Here is a 14,301-nt window from a genome sequence, read left to right on the forward strand (position 1 = left end):
TGACGCCATGACCCTTGCACAGGGGAGGGCGTCACTCGCGCGAGCAGTTGCCTATTCTTGTATTGCCTTGCCGGGACCGATTCTCATGCCACAGCCCAATGCCCCCATCGGCCTCGCCGCCCTCGAAGCGCGCCTGAGCCAGGACCTCGAATGGCTCGAACTGCCTGCCAAGGCCTGGGTCAAGCCACGCTTGGAAAACGGTCAGGCGGTGCTCGATGTGGCGGTGATCGGCGGCGGCATGGCCGGGCTGGCGCTGGCCACTGAACTGCGGCATCTGGGTGTCACCGTCACGGTGTTCGATCAGGCGCCCGTCGGTTATGAAGGGCCCTGGGCGACCACGGCACGGATGCAGACGCTGCGCTCGCCCAAGCAACTGACCGGTCCGGCACTGGGCCTGCCCGCGCTGACCTTCCGCGCCTGGTATGAAGCGCAATTCGGCCTCGATGGCTGGGCGGCGCTGGACAAGATCCCGCGCCTGCAATGGGCCGAATACCTGCGCTGGTATCGCCAGGTGATGAAGGTCGATGTGCGCAACGAACACCGCGTGACGCGTGTGCAGCCCCGGGCCGATGGCCTGGCCGCGCTGCACGTCGAGCACCACGGCGAAAGCCGCGAAGTGCTGGCGCGACATGTGGTGCTCGCCACCGGTCGCGACGGCCTCGGCGGCCCGTGGGTGCCGGACTATGCCCACAGCGTCGCGCCGCAGTACTGGTGCCATTCGGCGGCGGGCTTGCAGGATGATTGGTTCGTCGGCAAGCGGGTCGGCGTGATCGGTGGCGGCGCTTCGGCGATGGATAGCGCCGCGACGGCCTTGGAAGCCGGCGCCGCCAAGGTCGATCTGTTGATCCGGCGTGCCGTGATGCCACGCATCAACAAGGGCAAGGGCGCTGGCAACCCCGGCATGGTGCACGGCTACTGGCGGCTGCCGGACGCCTGGAAATGGCGCCTGCGTCACTACCTCAATACCCAGCAGGTACCGGCGCCACGGGGCAGCACCTTAAGAGTCTCCAGTGCCAGCAATTCACGGTTTCTGTTCGACAGTGCGGTGCTGTCGATCAAGGAGTCCGGCCATGGCACGGTGCTGGTAAGCACCGCGCAGGCCCAGCTGGAATATGATTTTCTGGTGTTCGCCACCGGCTTTCGCGCCGATCTGCAACAGCGTCCGGAGTTCGCGCCCTTCGCCGAACACATCCGCTTCTGGGGTGATCGTTTCGAGGCTCCGGCCGACGAGCAGGACGCCGAACTGGCCGCGCTGCCGGACCTGGGCCAGTGCTTCGAGTTTCTGGAAAAACAACCGGGCAGTTGCCCCGGCCTGCACCGTATCCACTGCTTCAGCTACCCGGCGGCCTTGAGCTACGGCGCCGTGTCCGGGGACATTCCAGCCATCAGCGAGGGCGCGCGACGCATGGCTCAGGGCCTGGTCAGCCAGTTGTTCAGCGATGATATCGAGCTGCACTACCAGGCCATGCAGGACTATGCCGACCCCGAGCTGCTGGGCGATGAGTGGGTGGCCGGCGAGCTGACCGCCGAGGAGCGTCGTTGATGCTCGGCTGGACCCTCAAGCGCCTGGCGCAGTCGTTGCTGGTGGTGTGGCTGATGACCCTGGTGGTGTTCATCGGCCTCAACGCCATCGGCAACCCGCTGGACATCCTGGTGGGCGAAGACCTCAATCAGGCCGAGCGTCTGGCGGCGATCGCCCAGCTCGGCCTCGACAAGCCGTTGTGGCAGCAGTATCTGGTGTTCCTGCAGGGCGCCTTGCACGGCCATCTGGGGCAGAGCTTCGTTTATCACGAGGATGCCCTGCAGTTGATCCTGCAACGTCTGCCGGCCACCCTGGAGCTGGCGTTCGGCGCGCTGTTGCTGGCCATCGTGATCGGCATACCGCTGGGCATGTTCGCCGGCATGTACCCAGACAACCCGCTGTCCAAAGTGCTGATGGCCGGCAGCATCCTGGGGTTTTCGCTGCCGGCGTTCTGGGTGGCGCTGATGATGATCCTGGTGTTTTCCATCAACCTCGGCTGGTTGCCGGCCAGTGGCCGTGGTGAAACCCGCGAGCTGTTCGGTATTCAATGGTCGTGGTTGACCCTCGACGGCCTCAAGCACCTGCTGCTGCCGGCGCTCAACCTGGCGCTGTTCAAGATCTCTCTGGTGCTGCGCCTGACCCGCGCCGGTGTGCGTGAAGTGCTGCCCCAGGATTACGTCAAGTTCGCCCGGGCCAAGGGCTTGTCGCCGCTGCGGGTGATGCTCATGCACGTGATGCGCAACACCATGATCCCCTTGGTCACCGTGCTCGGCCTGGAGCTGGGGTCGACCATCGCCTATGCCGTGGTCACCGAAAGCATCTTTTCCTGGCCCGGTGCCGGCAAGTTGATCCTCGACAGCATCAACAGCCTGGACCGCCCCGTGGTGGTCGCGTACCTGATGATAGTGGTGGTGATTTTCGTGATCCTCAACTTGATAGTCGACGGCCTCTATCACTTGCTCGACCCCCGTGTCCGTGTGGAGTCCCCGCGATGAGCGCTGTTCCTGCAACCCGCTTCCAGGCGCAGTCGCCCTGGCGCCGCGGCCTCGATGAATTCCTGCAATCCAAGGTCGCGGTGGCGGCCGCCGTGTTGCTGCTGGCGATACTGGGGCTGGCGGTGCTGGCGCCCTGGGTGACCTTGCAGAACCCCTATGACCTAATGCAGTTGAATGTGCTCGACGCACGACTGCCGCCGGGCAGTGCCAACCTGGATGCCGGCTATACCTATTGGCTGGGCACCGATGGCCAGGGCCGCGACTTGCTCTCGGCAATCATCTACGGGTTGCGCATCAGCCTGTTCGTAGGCATCGGTTCGGCGTTGATCGCCGCCGTGGTCGGCACCTTGCTGGGGCTGCTGGCAGCCCGCGCCGGTGGCTGGGTCGACGCCCTGTTGATGCGCCTGGTGGACCTGCTGCTGTCGTTCCCGGTAGTGCTCATGGCGCTGATGATTCTCGCCTGGCTGGGCAAGGGCGTTGGCAACGTGATGATCACCCTGGTGCTGCTGGAGTGGGCCTATTACGCGCGCACCGCCCGCGGCCAGGCGCTGGTCGAGAACCGTCGCGAGTACGTCGAAGCCGCGCGCGGCCAGGGCATCGGCCAGTGGCGCATCGTGGTCGGCCATATCCTGCCCAATTGCCTGCCGCCGCTGATCGTCATCGGCGCCCTGCAGATCGCCCGCGCCATCACCCTGGAGGCGACCATGTCGTTCCTCGGCCTTGGCGTGCCGATCACCGAGCCGTCGCTGGGGTTGCTGATCGCCAACGGCTTCCAGTACATGCTCAGCAATCAGTATTGGATCAGCCTGTACCCGGGGCTGGCGCTGCTGACCACCATCGTCGCCATCAACCTGGTGGGCGACCGCCTGCGTGATGTGCTCAACCCGAGGCTGCAACGATGAACCTGGCGGACCTGGAAGTGGCGCAACCGACGCTGGACGTGCGGCACCTGTCGACCTCTTTCCATACCCGCGCCGGGGTGTTGCCCGCCGTGCGCGACGTGTCGCTGCGCTTGCAGCCGGGGCGCATCCTCGGGCTGGTGGGCGAGTCGGGTTCGGGCAAGTCGGTGACCGGTTTTTCCATCCTTGGCCTGGTCGACGCTCCCGGGCGCATCAGTGGCGGCGAGGTGCTGTTCAAGGGTCGCGACCTCACCAGGTTGCCGGCCAGGGAGCTGCGCCAACTGCAAGGCAATCGCATCGCGATGATCTTTCAGGACCCGATGATGACCCTCAATCCGGTGCTGCGCGTCGATACGCAAATGATCGAAGCGGTGCGCGCCCATAGCTCGCTGAGCCGCCGCGAGGCCCGCGCGCATGCAGGTCGAACCCTGGCGTTGATGGGCATCCCCAGCCCCGAAGAGCGCCTGAATGCCTATCCCCATCAATTGTCGGGCGGCATGCGTCAGCGCGTGGCGATTGCGATTGCCTTGCTGCACGCCCCGGATCTGATCATCGCCGACGAGCCCACCACCGCGCTGGATGTGACCATTCAGGCGCAGATCCTCAGTGAGGTGCAGAAACTGGTGCGCCAGCAGAACACTTCGCTGATCTGGATCACCCACGACCTGTCGGTGGTCGCCGGCCTGGCCGACGATGTGGCGGTGATGTATGCCGGGCAGATCGTCGAGCAGGGCAGTGTCGACGATGTCCTCGACCGCCCGCTGCACCCCTATACCCAAGGGCTGATCGACAGCCTGCCCAGTCGTAACCAGCGTGGCCAGCGGCTGCGGCAGATTCCGGGGATGACCCCGGATCTGTTGTCGATGCCGGCCGGCTGCGCCTTCGCCGAACGCTGCCCGCGGGCCAGCGCGGTGTGTGCCGAGGAGCCTGAAAGCCGTGAGATCGAACCTGGCCGTACCGTGCGTTGCTTCCATCCCGGAGGTGAGCATGGACAGTAATGCAATTGCGCTCGTCGAGCTCGATCAAGTCAGCAAGACCTTCGGCAAGGCCAGCGGCGATGGCGCCTTCGAGCGCTGGGCGCAGCGCCTGCAACTGACGCGCAAGTCCAGCGTGACTCAGGCTGTCGACCGCGTCGATATGCGCATCCAGCGTGGCGAAGTGGTGGGTTTGGTGGGCGAGTCGGGCTGCGGCAAGTCGACCCTGGGGCGCATGGTCGCCGGGCTGATGCCGGCTTCCAGCGGCCAGGTGCGTATCGACGGCACGGCGGTGGACGAGCTGAGCGCCGCCGAGCGCCACGCCGCGCGCTTGAAGATCCAGATGATCTTCCAGGACCCCTCGGCCAGTCTCAATCCGCGGCTGCGCGTCGACCGCATCGTCGGTGAAGGCGCACGCCTGCATGGCCTGACCGACAGCGCCGGTTTCGATGACTACGTCAGCGCGCAACTGCAACGCGCCGGCCTCAACCCGAGCCTGCGCCAGCGTTACCCGCATCAGTTCAGCGGCGGTCAGCGTCAGCGCATCGGCATCGCCCGCGCGCTGGCGGTGCAGCCACAGTTGCTGGTGTGCGACGAGTCGGTGGCGGCACTGGACGTGTCGATCCAGGCGCAGATCCTCAATCTGTTCATGGACCTGCGCGACGAGCTGGGCCTGACCTACCTGTTCATCAGTCATGACCTGGGCGTGGTCGAGCACCTCTGTGATCGGGTGATCGTCATGTACCTGGGGCGGGTGGTGGAGAGCGCGCCGGTGGAGGAGCTGTTTGGCGCCGCCAATCACCCGTACACCCAGGCCTTGCTGGCGCAGATTCCGCGTTTCGATGTTCGCAGTACCCGGTATGACGCGATCAAAGGGGAAATCCCCAGTCCGCTGAACCCGCCCAGCGGGTGTCATTTCCATCCTCGCTGCCCGCACGCCTTCGCGCGATGCCGCGAGCAGGCTCCACCGCTCAAAGAGGTTGCACCCAATCACCTGAGCGCTTGCCATCTTAATGATGTGACCTGAATTCGGTATGTGCTTTTCTCTGTGGTGAGGGGGCTTGCTCCCGAGGGGCCGTCACTGCTTACCCGCGTCCTGTCAGCCACGGCCCCTCGGGAGCAAGCCCCCTCACCACAGGGACGCATCAGAACCGGTATTGCCGCCAATTCTTACGTACACAAGGAAACCTTCATGCAACCTCGCGTTCGTTCACTGCTTGCCACCGCATTACTGCTGGCCGCCACCGGCGCCTCGGCCGAATCGCTGCGCATCGGTTTTGCCGATCCGATTTCGTCCCTCGATCCGCAGCTCAACAACTATGCCGGCGACCGTTCCGTCGCCTTGCATTTCTTCGAATCACTGGCCGATCGCCGCGATGACCGGACCATGCCGGGCCTGGCCGAGAGCTGGAAGATCGTCGATCCGCTGACCTGGGAGTTCGACCTGCGCGATGACGTCAAATGGCAGGACGGCACGCCGCTGACCGCCGACGACTTCGTCTTCTCCTACGAGCGCGCCCGCGCCGTGCCGGGCAGCGTGGCGTCCTACGCCGGCGCCTTGCGCACCGTCGATACGGTCACCGCCAAGGACGCCCACACCTTGATCGTCAAGACCAAGGCCCCTAACGCCAACCTGCTGCCGGACATCAACTCGATCTATATCGTCAGCCGCCACGTCGGCGCCAAGGCCGAGAGCGCTGATTACAACTCGGGCAAGGCCATGGTCGGCACTGGGCCGTATCGCTTCGTCTCCTACGTGCCGGGCGACCGTACGATCTTCGAACGCAACGATGCCTACTGGGGCCCCAAGGCCGAGTGGGACAAGGTCGACTATCGCTTCATCGCCAATGCGTCGAGCCGCACTGCGGCGTTGCTGGCCGGTGACGTCGATGTCATCGACAAGGTCGCGCCCACCGATATCGCGCGCCTCAAGCAAAGCGCCAACGTCAGCGTGTACGCCTATCAAGGCCTGCGCGCGCTGATCATCCAGCCGAGCTTCCGCCAGGGCCCGAACGAGTACATCCGTGACAACGCCGGCAAGCCGCTGGCGCAAAACCCGTTGCTCGACGTGCGGGTGCGCAAGGCGTTGTCCCTGGCGATCAACCGTCAGGCCATCGACGAGCGCATCATGCAAGGCACGGTGACCGAGGCCAATCAGTGGATGCCGTCCAACACCTACGGCTACAACAGCCACATCAAGAACATCCCGTACGACCCGAGCGCCGCGAAAAAACTGCTGGCCGACGCGGGCTTCCCGGAAGGCTTCCAGCTGACCGTCAGCGTACCGGGCGACCGTTATCCGCAGGCGCCGGAAGCCATGCAGGCGGTAGCGCAGTTCTGGACCCGCATCGGTATCAAGGTGCAGCTCGATGTGATGCCGTGGGCGGTGTATGCCGGCAAGGCCAACAAGAACGAGCTGGCCGTGAGCGTGATCGCCTGGGGTAACGGCACCGGTGAGGCGGCTTATGCGCTGACCAATATCCTCACTACTGTCGACGCCGCCAAGGGGCAGGGCGCTTCGAACTGGGGGCATTACAGCAACCCTGCGGTAGACAAGGCCTTGCAGGACGCGACTGCGGAATTCGACGAGGCCAAGCGCCGCGCGATTCTGGAGAATTCGGCGCAAGTGGTGAGCGATGACGTGGGCATCATTCCGCTGTTCCACTATCAGAACATCTGGGCCGCACGCAAAGGCCTGAAGGTCGAACCGCTGGTGAGTGACCGCACGGCGGCAATGATGGTCACCAAACAGCCATAACCTACTGTAGCGGGGGGGCTTGCCCCCGATTCGGTGTGTCAGCAGCGCAGAAGTCGTTGTCATTCCTTTTCGGGGGCAAGCCCCCTCGCTACTCGTGTACTCCGAAGGATTTCGCAATGACCCTAACTGAATCCGCCGTCGAGCCGGATGTGCTCGACACCCTGCTGCACATCGCTGCGGGCTCGCCGGTGCATGCCGCGCGGCAATTTCGCCACAAGGTGCTGGCCGCCACCCAGAGCAGCTACGACTTGTTTTTCGCCGCTGAAGTCGCCGACGGCCTGAGCCAGGTCGAACGTTTGCTGGTGGCGTACCACGCCTGTCTGCTGACGCCGCAAGTCCTGTTGGCGGCGCACTACCTCGAGCGTCTCGAAGCGATCGGCGTAGCGGCCGAGCAGTTGTCGGCAGTGGCCACCGGCGCCATCGAAGCCTTGGGCGAGCCGCGCTTGCAGGCGATCCTGGCGTTCACCGGGACCTTGATCAAGGCACCGGTGGAAGGCGATCGTCATGCCCTGACGGCGCTGTCCGAGGCCGGCCTGTCGACGCCGGAAATCGTCACCCTCGCGCAGCTGGTGGCGTTCATGTCCTATCAAGTGCGTCTGGCCAGCGGTCTGCTGGCGATGCAGTCCGCGGGAGTTGCGTGATGAGCGAGCCGATCCGTATTGCCGGTTTCACCAATGAAGTGCTGGGCTGGAAGGCCTGGCTGCCCACCGTTGCGGTCGAACAGGCAACTCCTGAACAGACCGCGGTGCTGGAAGAGAGCCATCCGCAGGCCAAGGTGTCGGACTACTACCTGACCCTGATCCATCAACCCGAGATCCTGCGCCAGCGTTCATTGGCCTTCAACGCCATCATGTATGCCCCGGGTGGCTTGTCCCGGGCCGAGCGCGAACTGGCCAGTGCCGTGGTCTCGCGGATCAATCAGTGTGTGTATTGCTGTTCGGTGCATGCCCAACGCTTCGAGCAACTGGCCAAGCGCAACGATGTGATCGCCGAGGTGTTCGCCGATCCGGCGACGGCCGGGACCACGCTGCGGGAACGGGCGATCGTGCAGTTTTCGATCGATCTGACGGTTGATCCGGCGAACATCAGCGCCGCGCATATCGCGACGCTGCGTGAGCATGGGCTCGAAGAAGGGCCGATTCTGGATCTGATCCACGCGATTTCGATTTTCGCCTGGGCCAATCGGTTGATGCTCAATCTGGGCGAGCCGGTGTACAAGGGCTAGGTTTGCGTTAGCCGCACTGGCCTCTTCGCGGGCAAGCCCTGCTCCCACAGTGGTGGCTCGCCCACTTGTGGGGGCCTTGCTCTCACAGTGTCAGCCGATCTTGCGTTGTGCACCTGTGGGAGCGAGGCTTGCCCGCGAAGGGGCCCGTTCAAGCGATGAAGCCCATAGGCCCATACGCAAGCCGGAACATCACCGGGTTACCAAAGCGGCGCAGGTGCTTTCAGGGCCTGGTCGATAATCGCAATCGCCTGCTCCACATCCGCCGCCTGGCTGTAGCGCCCGAGGCTGATGCGCACGCTGCTGCTGGCCTGGCTGTGGTTCAGCCCGATCGCAAGCAATACGTGGGATGCCGCGTTGCTCGCCGAATTGCACGCCGAAGTCGATGACACCGCCAGCGCACCGGCAAGCACAGCGCTGTTGAACCCAGGCCTGGCGATGCACAGGTTCAGCGTATGCGCGATGCGCTGCGTCGCGCAGCCATTCAACGTCACCCCCGGCAACGCCAACAGGCCTTCACGCAACTGTTGCGACAACGCGGCGATACGTTGCGTTTCAGCCTGTTGTTCATTCGCCGCGATGGCAAAGGCACTGCCCATGCCGACGATCTGATGGGTCGCCAGGGTTCCGGAGCGCAACCCTTGCTCATGCCCGCCACCATGAATCTGCGCCTGCAGCGCGCCCCGTGCACGGGGGCCGACATACAGCGCGCCGATGCCCTTCGGGCCGTAAGTCTTGTGCGCCGAGAACGACATCAAGTCGACCTCCAGCGCCGCCAGATCGATCGCCACCTTGCCAGTGGCCTGCGCCGCGTCGACGTGGAACAGCGCGCCATGCTCGCGCACCAGCTGTCCGATCCTGTCGATATCGGTCAGCGTGCCCAGCTCGTTGTTCACCCGCATCAGGGACACCAGCAAGGTGTCTTCGCGCAACGCCGCCTGCACCGCTGCCGGCTGAATCAGCCCGTTGGCATCCGGCGTCAGCCAGGTCACGGGGAAGCCCAAAGCTTCAAGCTGATGCACGGTATCGATGACTGCCTTGTGCTCCAGCACACTGGTGATCAGGTGGCGACGCTCAGGCGTGCTGGCCATGGCCACGCCCTTGATCGCCAGATTATTGGATTCGGTCGCGCCGGAGGTCCAGATGATCGAGTCCGCAGGCGCCCCCACCAGCTCGCCGACCTGACGCCGCGCCAGTTCCACCGCCTGCCTGGCGTTGCTGCCGAAGGCATGGGAGCTGGATGCCGGGTTGCCGAAGTTGCCCGAACGCCCCAGGCATTCGACCATGGCCTGGATAACGCGGTCGTCGACGGGGGTGGTGGCGGCGTAATCGAAATAGAGCGGGAGAGGGGTCATGGGGAAAGGCTTCACGAGTGACTGAGAATAGAGAAAGGTTACGCGTGTGGCGGGTGAAATATTTTGATAACACCGCTCTATCTCGGCACTAAGCAGGAATAAAATTCTAATTAATCAGCATTCCATAGATTATTATTCCCACTCCTGTAGCGAGGGGGCTTGCCCCCGATAGGGTACGCCAGCAACAGAGACGCCGCTGGCATCTTTTCGGGGGCAAGCCCCCCCGCTACAGGTGAGTGTTTCAGCTTGTCTGCCGCCACTGCCGCGGGCTTACCCCGAACCAGCGTTTGAACGCCCGGGAAAACGCGCTGGTTTCCGAGTAGCCCAGCAGCGGCGCCAGTTGCGAAATGCTCAACTGCCCGTCACGCAGATGCTGGCGCGCCATGGCCTGGCGGGTCTGGTCCACCACCTGAGTGAAGCTCAAGCCCAGTTCACGCAGGCGCCGTTGCAGGAGCGTCGGGCTCATTTGCAGGTGTTCGGCAATCAGCTCCAGCACCGGTTCGCCTTGATGCAGCGAGGCTCGCAACAGCTGGCGCATCTGTTCCGGCAGTTGTGGCCCGCTGGCCCGTTCGCCGAGCTGGCGAATGGCGTCCTTTACCACCATCAGCAGCATCGGGTCGTGGCCCGGCATGGCGTGGCCGATCAGCGGCTGTTTGGGGATCAGCATCCAGTTGCCGCCCTGGCCGAAGCGCACCGGGGCACCGAAAGCGTCGCGATGCTCGCGCCAGTCCTGCGGCCGAGCGTGCTCGAAGCCCACTTCCCGTGGCGTCCAGCCATCTCCCAACACATGCCGCACCAGGTTGGCGGCCATGCCCATGGTCAGTTCGGCGTCCTGGCGGCGTTCGACGATGGCGTCGTGCTGCACTTGATAGTCGAAGCGATAGCACTCGCCTTGATCCACCAGGCGGATCAGCGTGCTGTGCTGGTGATAGGGGAAGGCGGCAGCGAAATTGATCAGCGCCTGCTCGAGGTTTTCCGAGCACAAACCCACGTACCCCAGCAGCCCAAGCGCCTGCGGCTTGAACTGCTGACCGTAGTGCAAGCCGAAATTGTCGCAACCGGTTTGCCGGGCGGCTTCCTCGAGCACCTGACAGTAATTGGGCAGGGCCAGACTCAGGGTCGGATGCTGCAGTTGTTCAGGATCGATGCCGGCGCGGCCGAACACCCGATCCAGGTCACCGCCGTGGTGGCTGATGAAACCGTCCAGGCCATTGGCAGCCGCTGACAGTACGCCCTGATTGCTGGGGCGGGCGGTGGGGGCGAGGAAGGTCTGCAGCATAGTCAATCGGTACCGTTAAAGATCTGTATGAAAATGTTTCATGCAAACTCCATTCCGGCTGCCCGATAGACCCCTGTAGCGAGGGGGCTTGCCCCCGAATACCGCTGATCAGGCACATTACTTGTAACAGACACAGGGCAATCGGGGGCAAGCCCCCTCGCTACAGGGCTTTATGCCGTAGAAGTGTGCGTTTCTGGGGCGCACCGCCCCGCTTTGGCGCGACGATCGTAAAAATTGACCGCGCAGCGCAAAGGCGCGTTTTCGCGGTCAAGTCTTGGCCCGTAGCCTATGGTTATGCTGGCCTTACGCAATCTTGCCGATGGATTTCCGAGGTGTGATCAATGACCGTCAATCAACTCAAGCCCACGCTGGGCACACTGCACTTGTGGGGCATCGCCGTCGGGCTGGTGATCTCCGGTGAATACTTTGGCTGGAGCTATGGCTGGGGCACCGCCGGTACCTTGGGCTTTCTGGTCACGACCCTGATGGTCGCGGTGATGTATACCTGCTTCATTTTCAGCTTCACCGAGCTGACCACCGCCATCCCCAACGCTGGCGGCCCGTTCGCCTACAGCCTGCGCGCCTTTGGTGTGGGCGGCGGGATGATCGCCGGCCTGGCCACGCTGATCGAGTTCGTGTTCGCGCCACCGGCCATCGCCATGGCCATCGGTGCCTACCTCAACGTCCAGTTCCCAGGGCTCGACCCGCGCTGGGCCGCGGTCGGCGCCTATGTAGTGTTCATGGGCCTCAACATCGTCGGGGTGAACATCGCCGCGACCTTCGAACTGGTGGTGACCATTCTCGCCGTCATCGAGTTGCTGGTGTTCATGGGCGTGGTTGCGCCGGGCTTCAGCTTCAGCAACTTCGTGCTGGGTGGCTGGTCGGGTGAGAACAGCTTCAGCAGCGGTTCGATCGCCGGTATCTTCGCGGCCATCCCCTTCGCCATCTGGTTCTTCCTGGCCATCGAGGGCGCCGCCATGGCCGCCGAAGAGGCCAAGGACCCGAAACGAACCATCCCGCGTGCTTATATCGGCGGCATCCTGACCCTGGTGGTGCTGGCCATCGGCACCATGATCTTCGCCGGGGGCGTGGGTGACTGGCGCGCCCTGTCGAACATCAACGACCCGTTGCCGCAGGCGATGAAAACCGTGGTCGGCGGTAACTCCAACTGGATGCACATGCTGGTGTGGATCGGCCTGTTCGGTCTGGTGGCGAGCTTCCACGGCATCATCCTGGGCTACTCGCGGCAATTCTTCGCCCTGGCCCGGGCCGGCTTCCTGCCAAAAGGTCTGTCCAAGCTGTCGCGCTTCCAGACTCCGCACCGTGCCATCCTCGCCGGCGGCGTGGTCGGTATCGCGGCGATCTTCAGCGACAGCCTGGTCAACCTGCAAGGCATGACCCTGACCGCGGCCATGATCACCATGTCGGTGTTCGGCGCCATCGTCATGTACATCATCAGCATGCTCAGCCTGTTCAAGCTGCGCACCAGCGAGCCTGATCTGCAACGCAGCTTCTACGCTCCGGGCTACCCGATCGTGCCAGGCATCGCCTTGGTGCTGGCGGTGGTGTGCCTGATCGCGATGATCTGGTTCAACACGCTGATCTTCGGGATCTTCCTCGCCTTGATGGTGGTGGGCGCGCTGTTCTGCGCCGCCGTGCGCAGCCGCGGTGTACCCAGTGCAGCCTTGACCACAGGAGCTTGAGCCATGGGCGGTTTCGTACACACAGTGGGTGGCCAGACCTGGCGCTTCGACAGTCTCAAGTCGTTGCTGGCCAAGGCCAGCCCGGCGCGTTCGGGGGATTACCTGGCTGGTGTCGCCGCCACCAGCGATGCCGAACGTGCGGCCGCGCAAATGGCCCTGGCGGACGTGCCGCTCAAACAGTTCCTGACCGAGGCGGTGATCCCTTATGAAGCCGACGAAGTCACCCGGCTGATCGTCGACAGCCATGATGCCCAGGCCTTCGCGGTGGTCAGTCACCTGACCGTTGGCGGCTTGCGTGACTGGCTGCTGGGGGATGCCGCCGACGAGCACAGCCTGCGCGCCCTGGCGCCCGGGCTGACGCCGGAAATGGCCGCGGCGGTGTCGAAGATCATGCGCATCCAGGACCTGGTGCTGGTGGCGCAGAAGATCCGCGTGGTCACGCGTTTTCGCAATACGGTGGGGCTGCGCGGGCGGATGTCCACGCGCCTGCAGCCCAATCATCCGACCGACGATCCTGCCGGCATCGCCGCCAGTACCCTGGACGGTCTGTTGTACGGCAACGGCGATGCGATGATCGGCATCAACCCGGCCACCGACAGCCTCAGCGCCATCACCGAGCTGTTGAAGATGCTCGATGGCGTGATCAACCATTACCAGATTCCCACCCAGGCCTGCGTGCTGACCCACGTGACCTCGTCCATCGCCGCCATAGAGCGCGGCGTGCCGCTGGACCTGGTGTTCCAGTCCATCGCCGGCACCCAGGCGGCCAACGAGAGTTTCGGTATCAGCCTGCAACTGCTGCAGGAAGGTTATGACGCGGGCCTGAGCCTCAAGCGCGGCACCGTCGGCAACAACCTCATGTATTTCGAGACCGGGCAGGGCAGTGCGCTATCGGCCAACGCCCACCATGGCGTCGACCAGCAGACCTGTGAGGCTCGCGCTTATGGCGTGGCCCGGCATTTCAAGCCGTTTCTGGTCAATACCGTGGTCGGTTTCATCGGCCCCGAGTACCTGTACAACGGCAAGCAGATCATCCGCGCCGGCCTTGAAGATCACTTCTGCGGCAAGCTGCTGGGCGTGCCCATGGGCTGCGACATCTGCTATACCAACCATGCCGAAGCCGACCAGGATGACATGGACATGCTGCTGACCCTGTTGGGGGTGGCGGGCATCAATTTCATCATGGGCATTCCGGGTTCGGACGACATCATGCTCAATTACCAGACCACCTCGTTCCACGATGCGCTGTACGTGCGCAAGACCCTGGGCCTCAAGCCGGCGCCGGAGTACGAGGAGTGGCTGGCGCGCATGGGCATCCTGCACCAACGCGACGGCGAGTTGCGCCTGGGCAACGGCCTGCCGCCGGCGTTCAGGCAGGCGTTGGCGCAATTGACATGAGCATGGGTCGGAATGTTCGCAATCTGTGCCGCCGTCTTCGCGAGCAAGCTTCGCTCCCACAGGGCAAGCTGGACCTGAGCTGTACGCCTGTGAGAGCAAGCTTCACTCCCACAGGGCAAGCTGCACCTGAGCCGTACGCCTGTGAGAGCAAGCTTTACTCCCACAGGGCAAGCTGGACCTGAGCCGTACACCTGTG

The 14,301-nt window shown here is 64.0% G+C and carries 12 protein-coding genes; 10 read left to right on the forward strand and 2 right to left on the reverse strand.

Annotation, left to right across the window (positions count from 1 at the left end):
• Positions 1-85: 85 nt before the first annotated feature.
• The 8 genes from AC3WJP_RS17350 to AC3WJP_RS17385 all read left to right on the forward strand — a co-directional run bounded on the left by AC3WJP_RS17350 (position 86) and on the right by AC3WJP_RS17385 (position 8,373).
• Positions 86-1,543: an FAD-dependent oxidoreductase gene (locus tag AC3WJP_RS17350; RefSeq protein WP_493721829.1), complete on the forward strand. Its 1,458-nt coding sequence runs from the start codon at positions 86-88 to the stop codon at positions 1,541-1,543.
• Positions 1,543-2,517, forward strand: a complete 975-nt coding sequence (locus tag AC3WJP_RS17355) for an ABC transporter permease (protein WP_493721828.1) — start codon at positions 1,543-1,545, stop codon at positions 2,515-2,517. Before AC3WJP_RS17350 ends, AC3WJP_RS17355 begins: the two co-directional genes overlap by 1 nt.
• Positions 2,514-3,419, forward strand: a complete 906-nt coding sequence (locus AC3WJP_RS17360; protein WP_493721827.1) for an ABC transporter permease — start codon at positions 2,514-2,516, stop codon at positions 3,417-3,419. Before AC3WJP_RS17355 ends, AC3WJP_RS17360 begins: the two co-directional genes overlap by 4 nt.
• Positions 3,416-4,414 carry an ABC transporter ATP-binding protein gene (locus AC3WJP_RS17365; RefSeq protein ID WP_493721826.1) on the forward strand — a complete coding sequence of 333 codons (999 nt, stop codon included), beginning with the start codon at positions 3,416-3,418 and terminating at the stop codon, positions 4,412-4,414. The genes AC3WJP_RS17360 and AC3WJP_RS17365 overlap by 4 nt, the downstream gene beginning before the upstream one ends.
• Positions 4,404-5,417, forward strand: coding sequence for an ABC transporter ATP-binding protein (locus AC3WJP_RS17370; RefSeq protein WP_493721825.1), 1,014 nt, complete (start codon positions 4,404-4,406; stop codon positions 5,415-5,417). Before AC3WJP_RS17365 ends, AC3WJP_RS17370 begins: the two co-directional genes overlap by 11 nt.
• A 165-nt stretch (positions 5,418-5,582) precedes the next feature.
• Positions 5,583-7,148, forward strand: a complete 1,566-nt coding sequence (locus AC3WJP_RS17375) for an ABC transporter substrate-binding protein (protein WP_493721824.1) — start codon at positions 5,583-5,585, stop codon at positions 7,146-7,148.
• Positions 7,149-7,264: 116 nt separating this feature from the next.
• Positions 7,265-7,789 (forward strand): CMD domain-containing protein, encoded by a 525-nt coding sequence (locus tag AC3WJP_RS17380; protein WP_493721823.1) that lies wholly within the window; start codon positions 7,265-7,267, stop codon positions 7,787-7,789.
• Positions 7,789-8,373, forward strand: coding sequence for a peroxidase-related enzyme (locus AC3WJP_RS17385; RefSeq protein ID WP_493721822.1), 585 nt, complete (start codon positions 7,789-7,791; stop codon positions 8,371-8,373). Before AC3WJP_RS17380 ends, AC3WJP_RS17385 begins: the two co-directional genes overlap by 1 nt.
• 197 nt (positions 8,374-8,570) lie before the next feature.
• On the opposite strand, the gene AC3WJP_RS17390 is transcribed toward AC3WJP_RS17385, so the two are convergent.
• Entirely contained in the window at positions 8,571-9,725 is a 1,155-nt protein-coding gene (locus tag AC3WJP_RS17390) for an aminotransferase class V-fold PLP-dependent enzyme (RefSeq protein ID WP_493721821.1), read from the reverse strand.
• A 241-nt stretch (positions 9,726-9,966) separates the two neighbouring features.
• On the reverse strand, positions 9,967-11,004 hold the full coding sequence (gene qhpR / locus AC3WJP_RS17395) for an AraC-like transcriptional regulator QhpR (protein ID WP_493721820.1): 1,038 nt from the start codon (positions 11,002-11,004) through the stop codon (positions 9,967-9,969).
• 341 nt (positions 11,005-11,345) lie between these two features.
• On the opposite strand from qhpR, the gene eat reads away from it, so the two are divergent.
• Together eat and AC3WJP_RS17405 are read left to right on the forward strand one after the other, a co-directional pair.
• Positions 11,346-12,707: an ethanolamine permease gene (gene eat / locus AC3WJP_RS17400; RefSeq protein WP_493721819.1), complete on the forward strand. Its 1,362-nt coding sequence runs from the start codon at positions 11,346-11,348 to the stop codon at positions 12,705-12,707.
• 3 nt (positions 12,708-12,710) lie between these two features.
• Positions 12,711-14,105: an ethanolamine ammonia-lyase subunit EutB gene (locus AC3WJP_RS17405; RefSeq protein WP_493721818.1), complete on the forward strand. Its 1,395-nt coding sequence runs from the start codon at positions 12,711-12,713 to the stop codon at positions 14,103-14,105.
• The last annotated feature ends 196 nt before the right edge of the window (positions 14,106-14,301 follow it).

Source organism: Pseudomonas sp. GW821-FHT01A09 (genome assembly GCF_058986725.1).

Excerpts from the sequence above, each read along its gene's own strand:
- eat (WP_493721819.1), top strand. The coding sequence starts at position 11,346 with ATGACCGTCAATCAACTCAAGCCCACGCTGGGCACACTGCACTTGTGG.
- AC3WJP_RS17350 (WP_493721829.1), top strand. The coding sequence starts at position 86 with ATGCCACAGCCCAATGCCCCCATCGGCCTCGCCGCCCTCGAAGCGCGC.
- AC3WJP_RS17380 (WP_493721823.1), top strand. The coding sequence starts at position 7,265 with ATGACCCTAACTGAATCCGCCGTCGAGCCGGATGTGCTCGACACCCTG.
- AC3WJP_RS17405 (WP_493721818.1), top strand. The coding sequence starts at position 12,711 with ATGGGCGGTTTCGTACACACAGTGGGTGGCCAGACCTGGCGCTTCGAC.
- AC3WJP_RS17360 (WP_493721827.1), top strand. The coding sequence starts at position 2,514 with ATGAGCGCTGTTCCTGCAACCCGCTTCCAGGCGCAGTCGCCCTGGCGC.
- AC3WJP_RS17355 (WP_493721828.1), top strand. The coding sequence starts at position 1,543 with ATGCTCGGCTGGACCCTCAAGCGCCTGGCGCAGTCGTTGCTGGTGGTG.
- AC3WJP_RS17385 (WP_493721822.1), top strand. The coding sequence starts at position 7,789 with ATGAGCGAGCCGATCCGTATTGCCGGTTTCACCAATGAAGTGCTGGGC.
- AC3WJP_RS17390 (WP_493721821.1), bottom strand. The coding sequence starts at position 9,725 with ATGACCCCTCTCCCGCTCTATTTCGATTACGCCGCCACCACCCCCGTC.
- qhpR (WP_493721820.1), bottom strand. The coding sequence starts at position 11,004 with ATGCTGCAGACCTTCCTCGCCCCCACCGCCCGCCCCAGCAATCAGGGC.
- AC3WJP_RS17365 (WP_493721826.1), top strand. The coding sequence starts at position 3,416 with ATGAACCTGGCGGACCTGGAAGTGGCGCAACCGACGCTGGACGTGCGG.
- AC3WJP_RS17375 (WP_493721824.1), top strand. The coding sequence starts at position 5,583 with ATGCAACCTCGCGTTCGTTCACTGCTTGCCACCGCATTACTGCTGGCC.
- AC3WJP_RS17370 (WP_493721825.1), top strand. The coding sequence starts at position 4,404 with ATGGACAGTAATGCAATTGCGCTCGTCGAGCTCGATCAAGTCAGCAAG.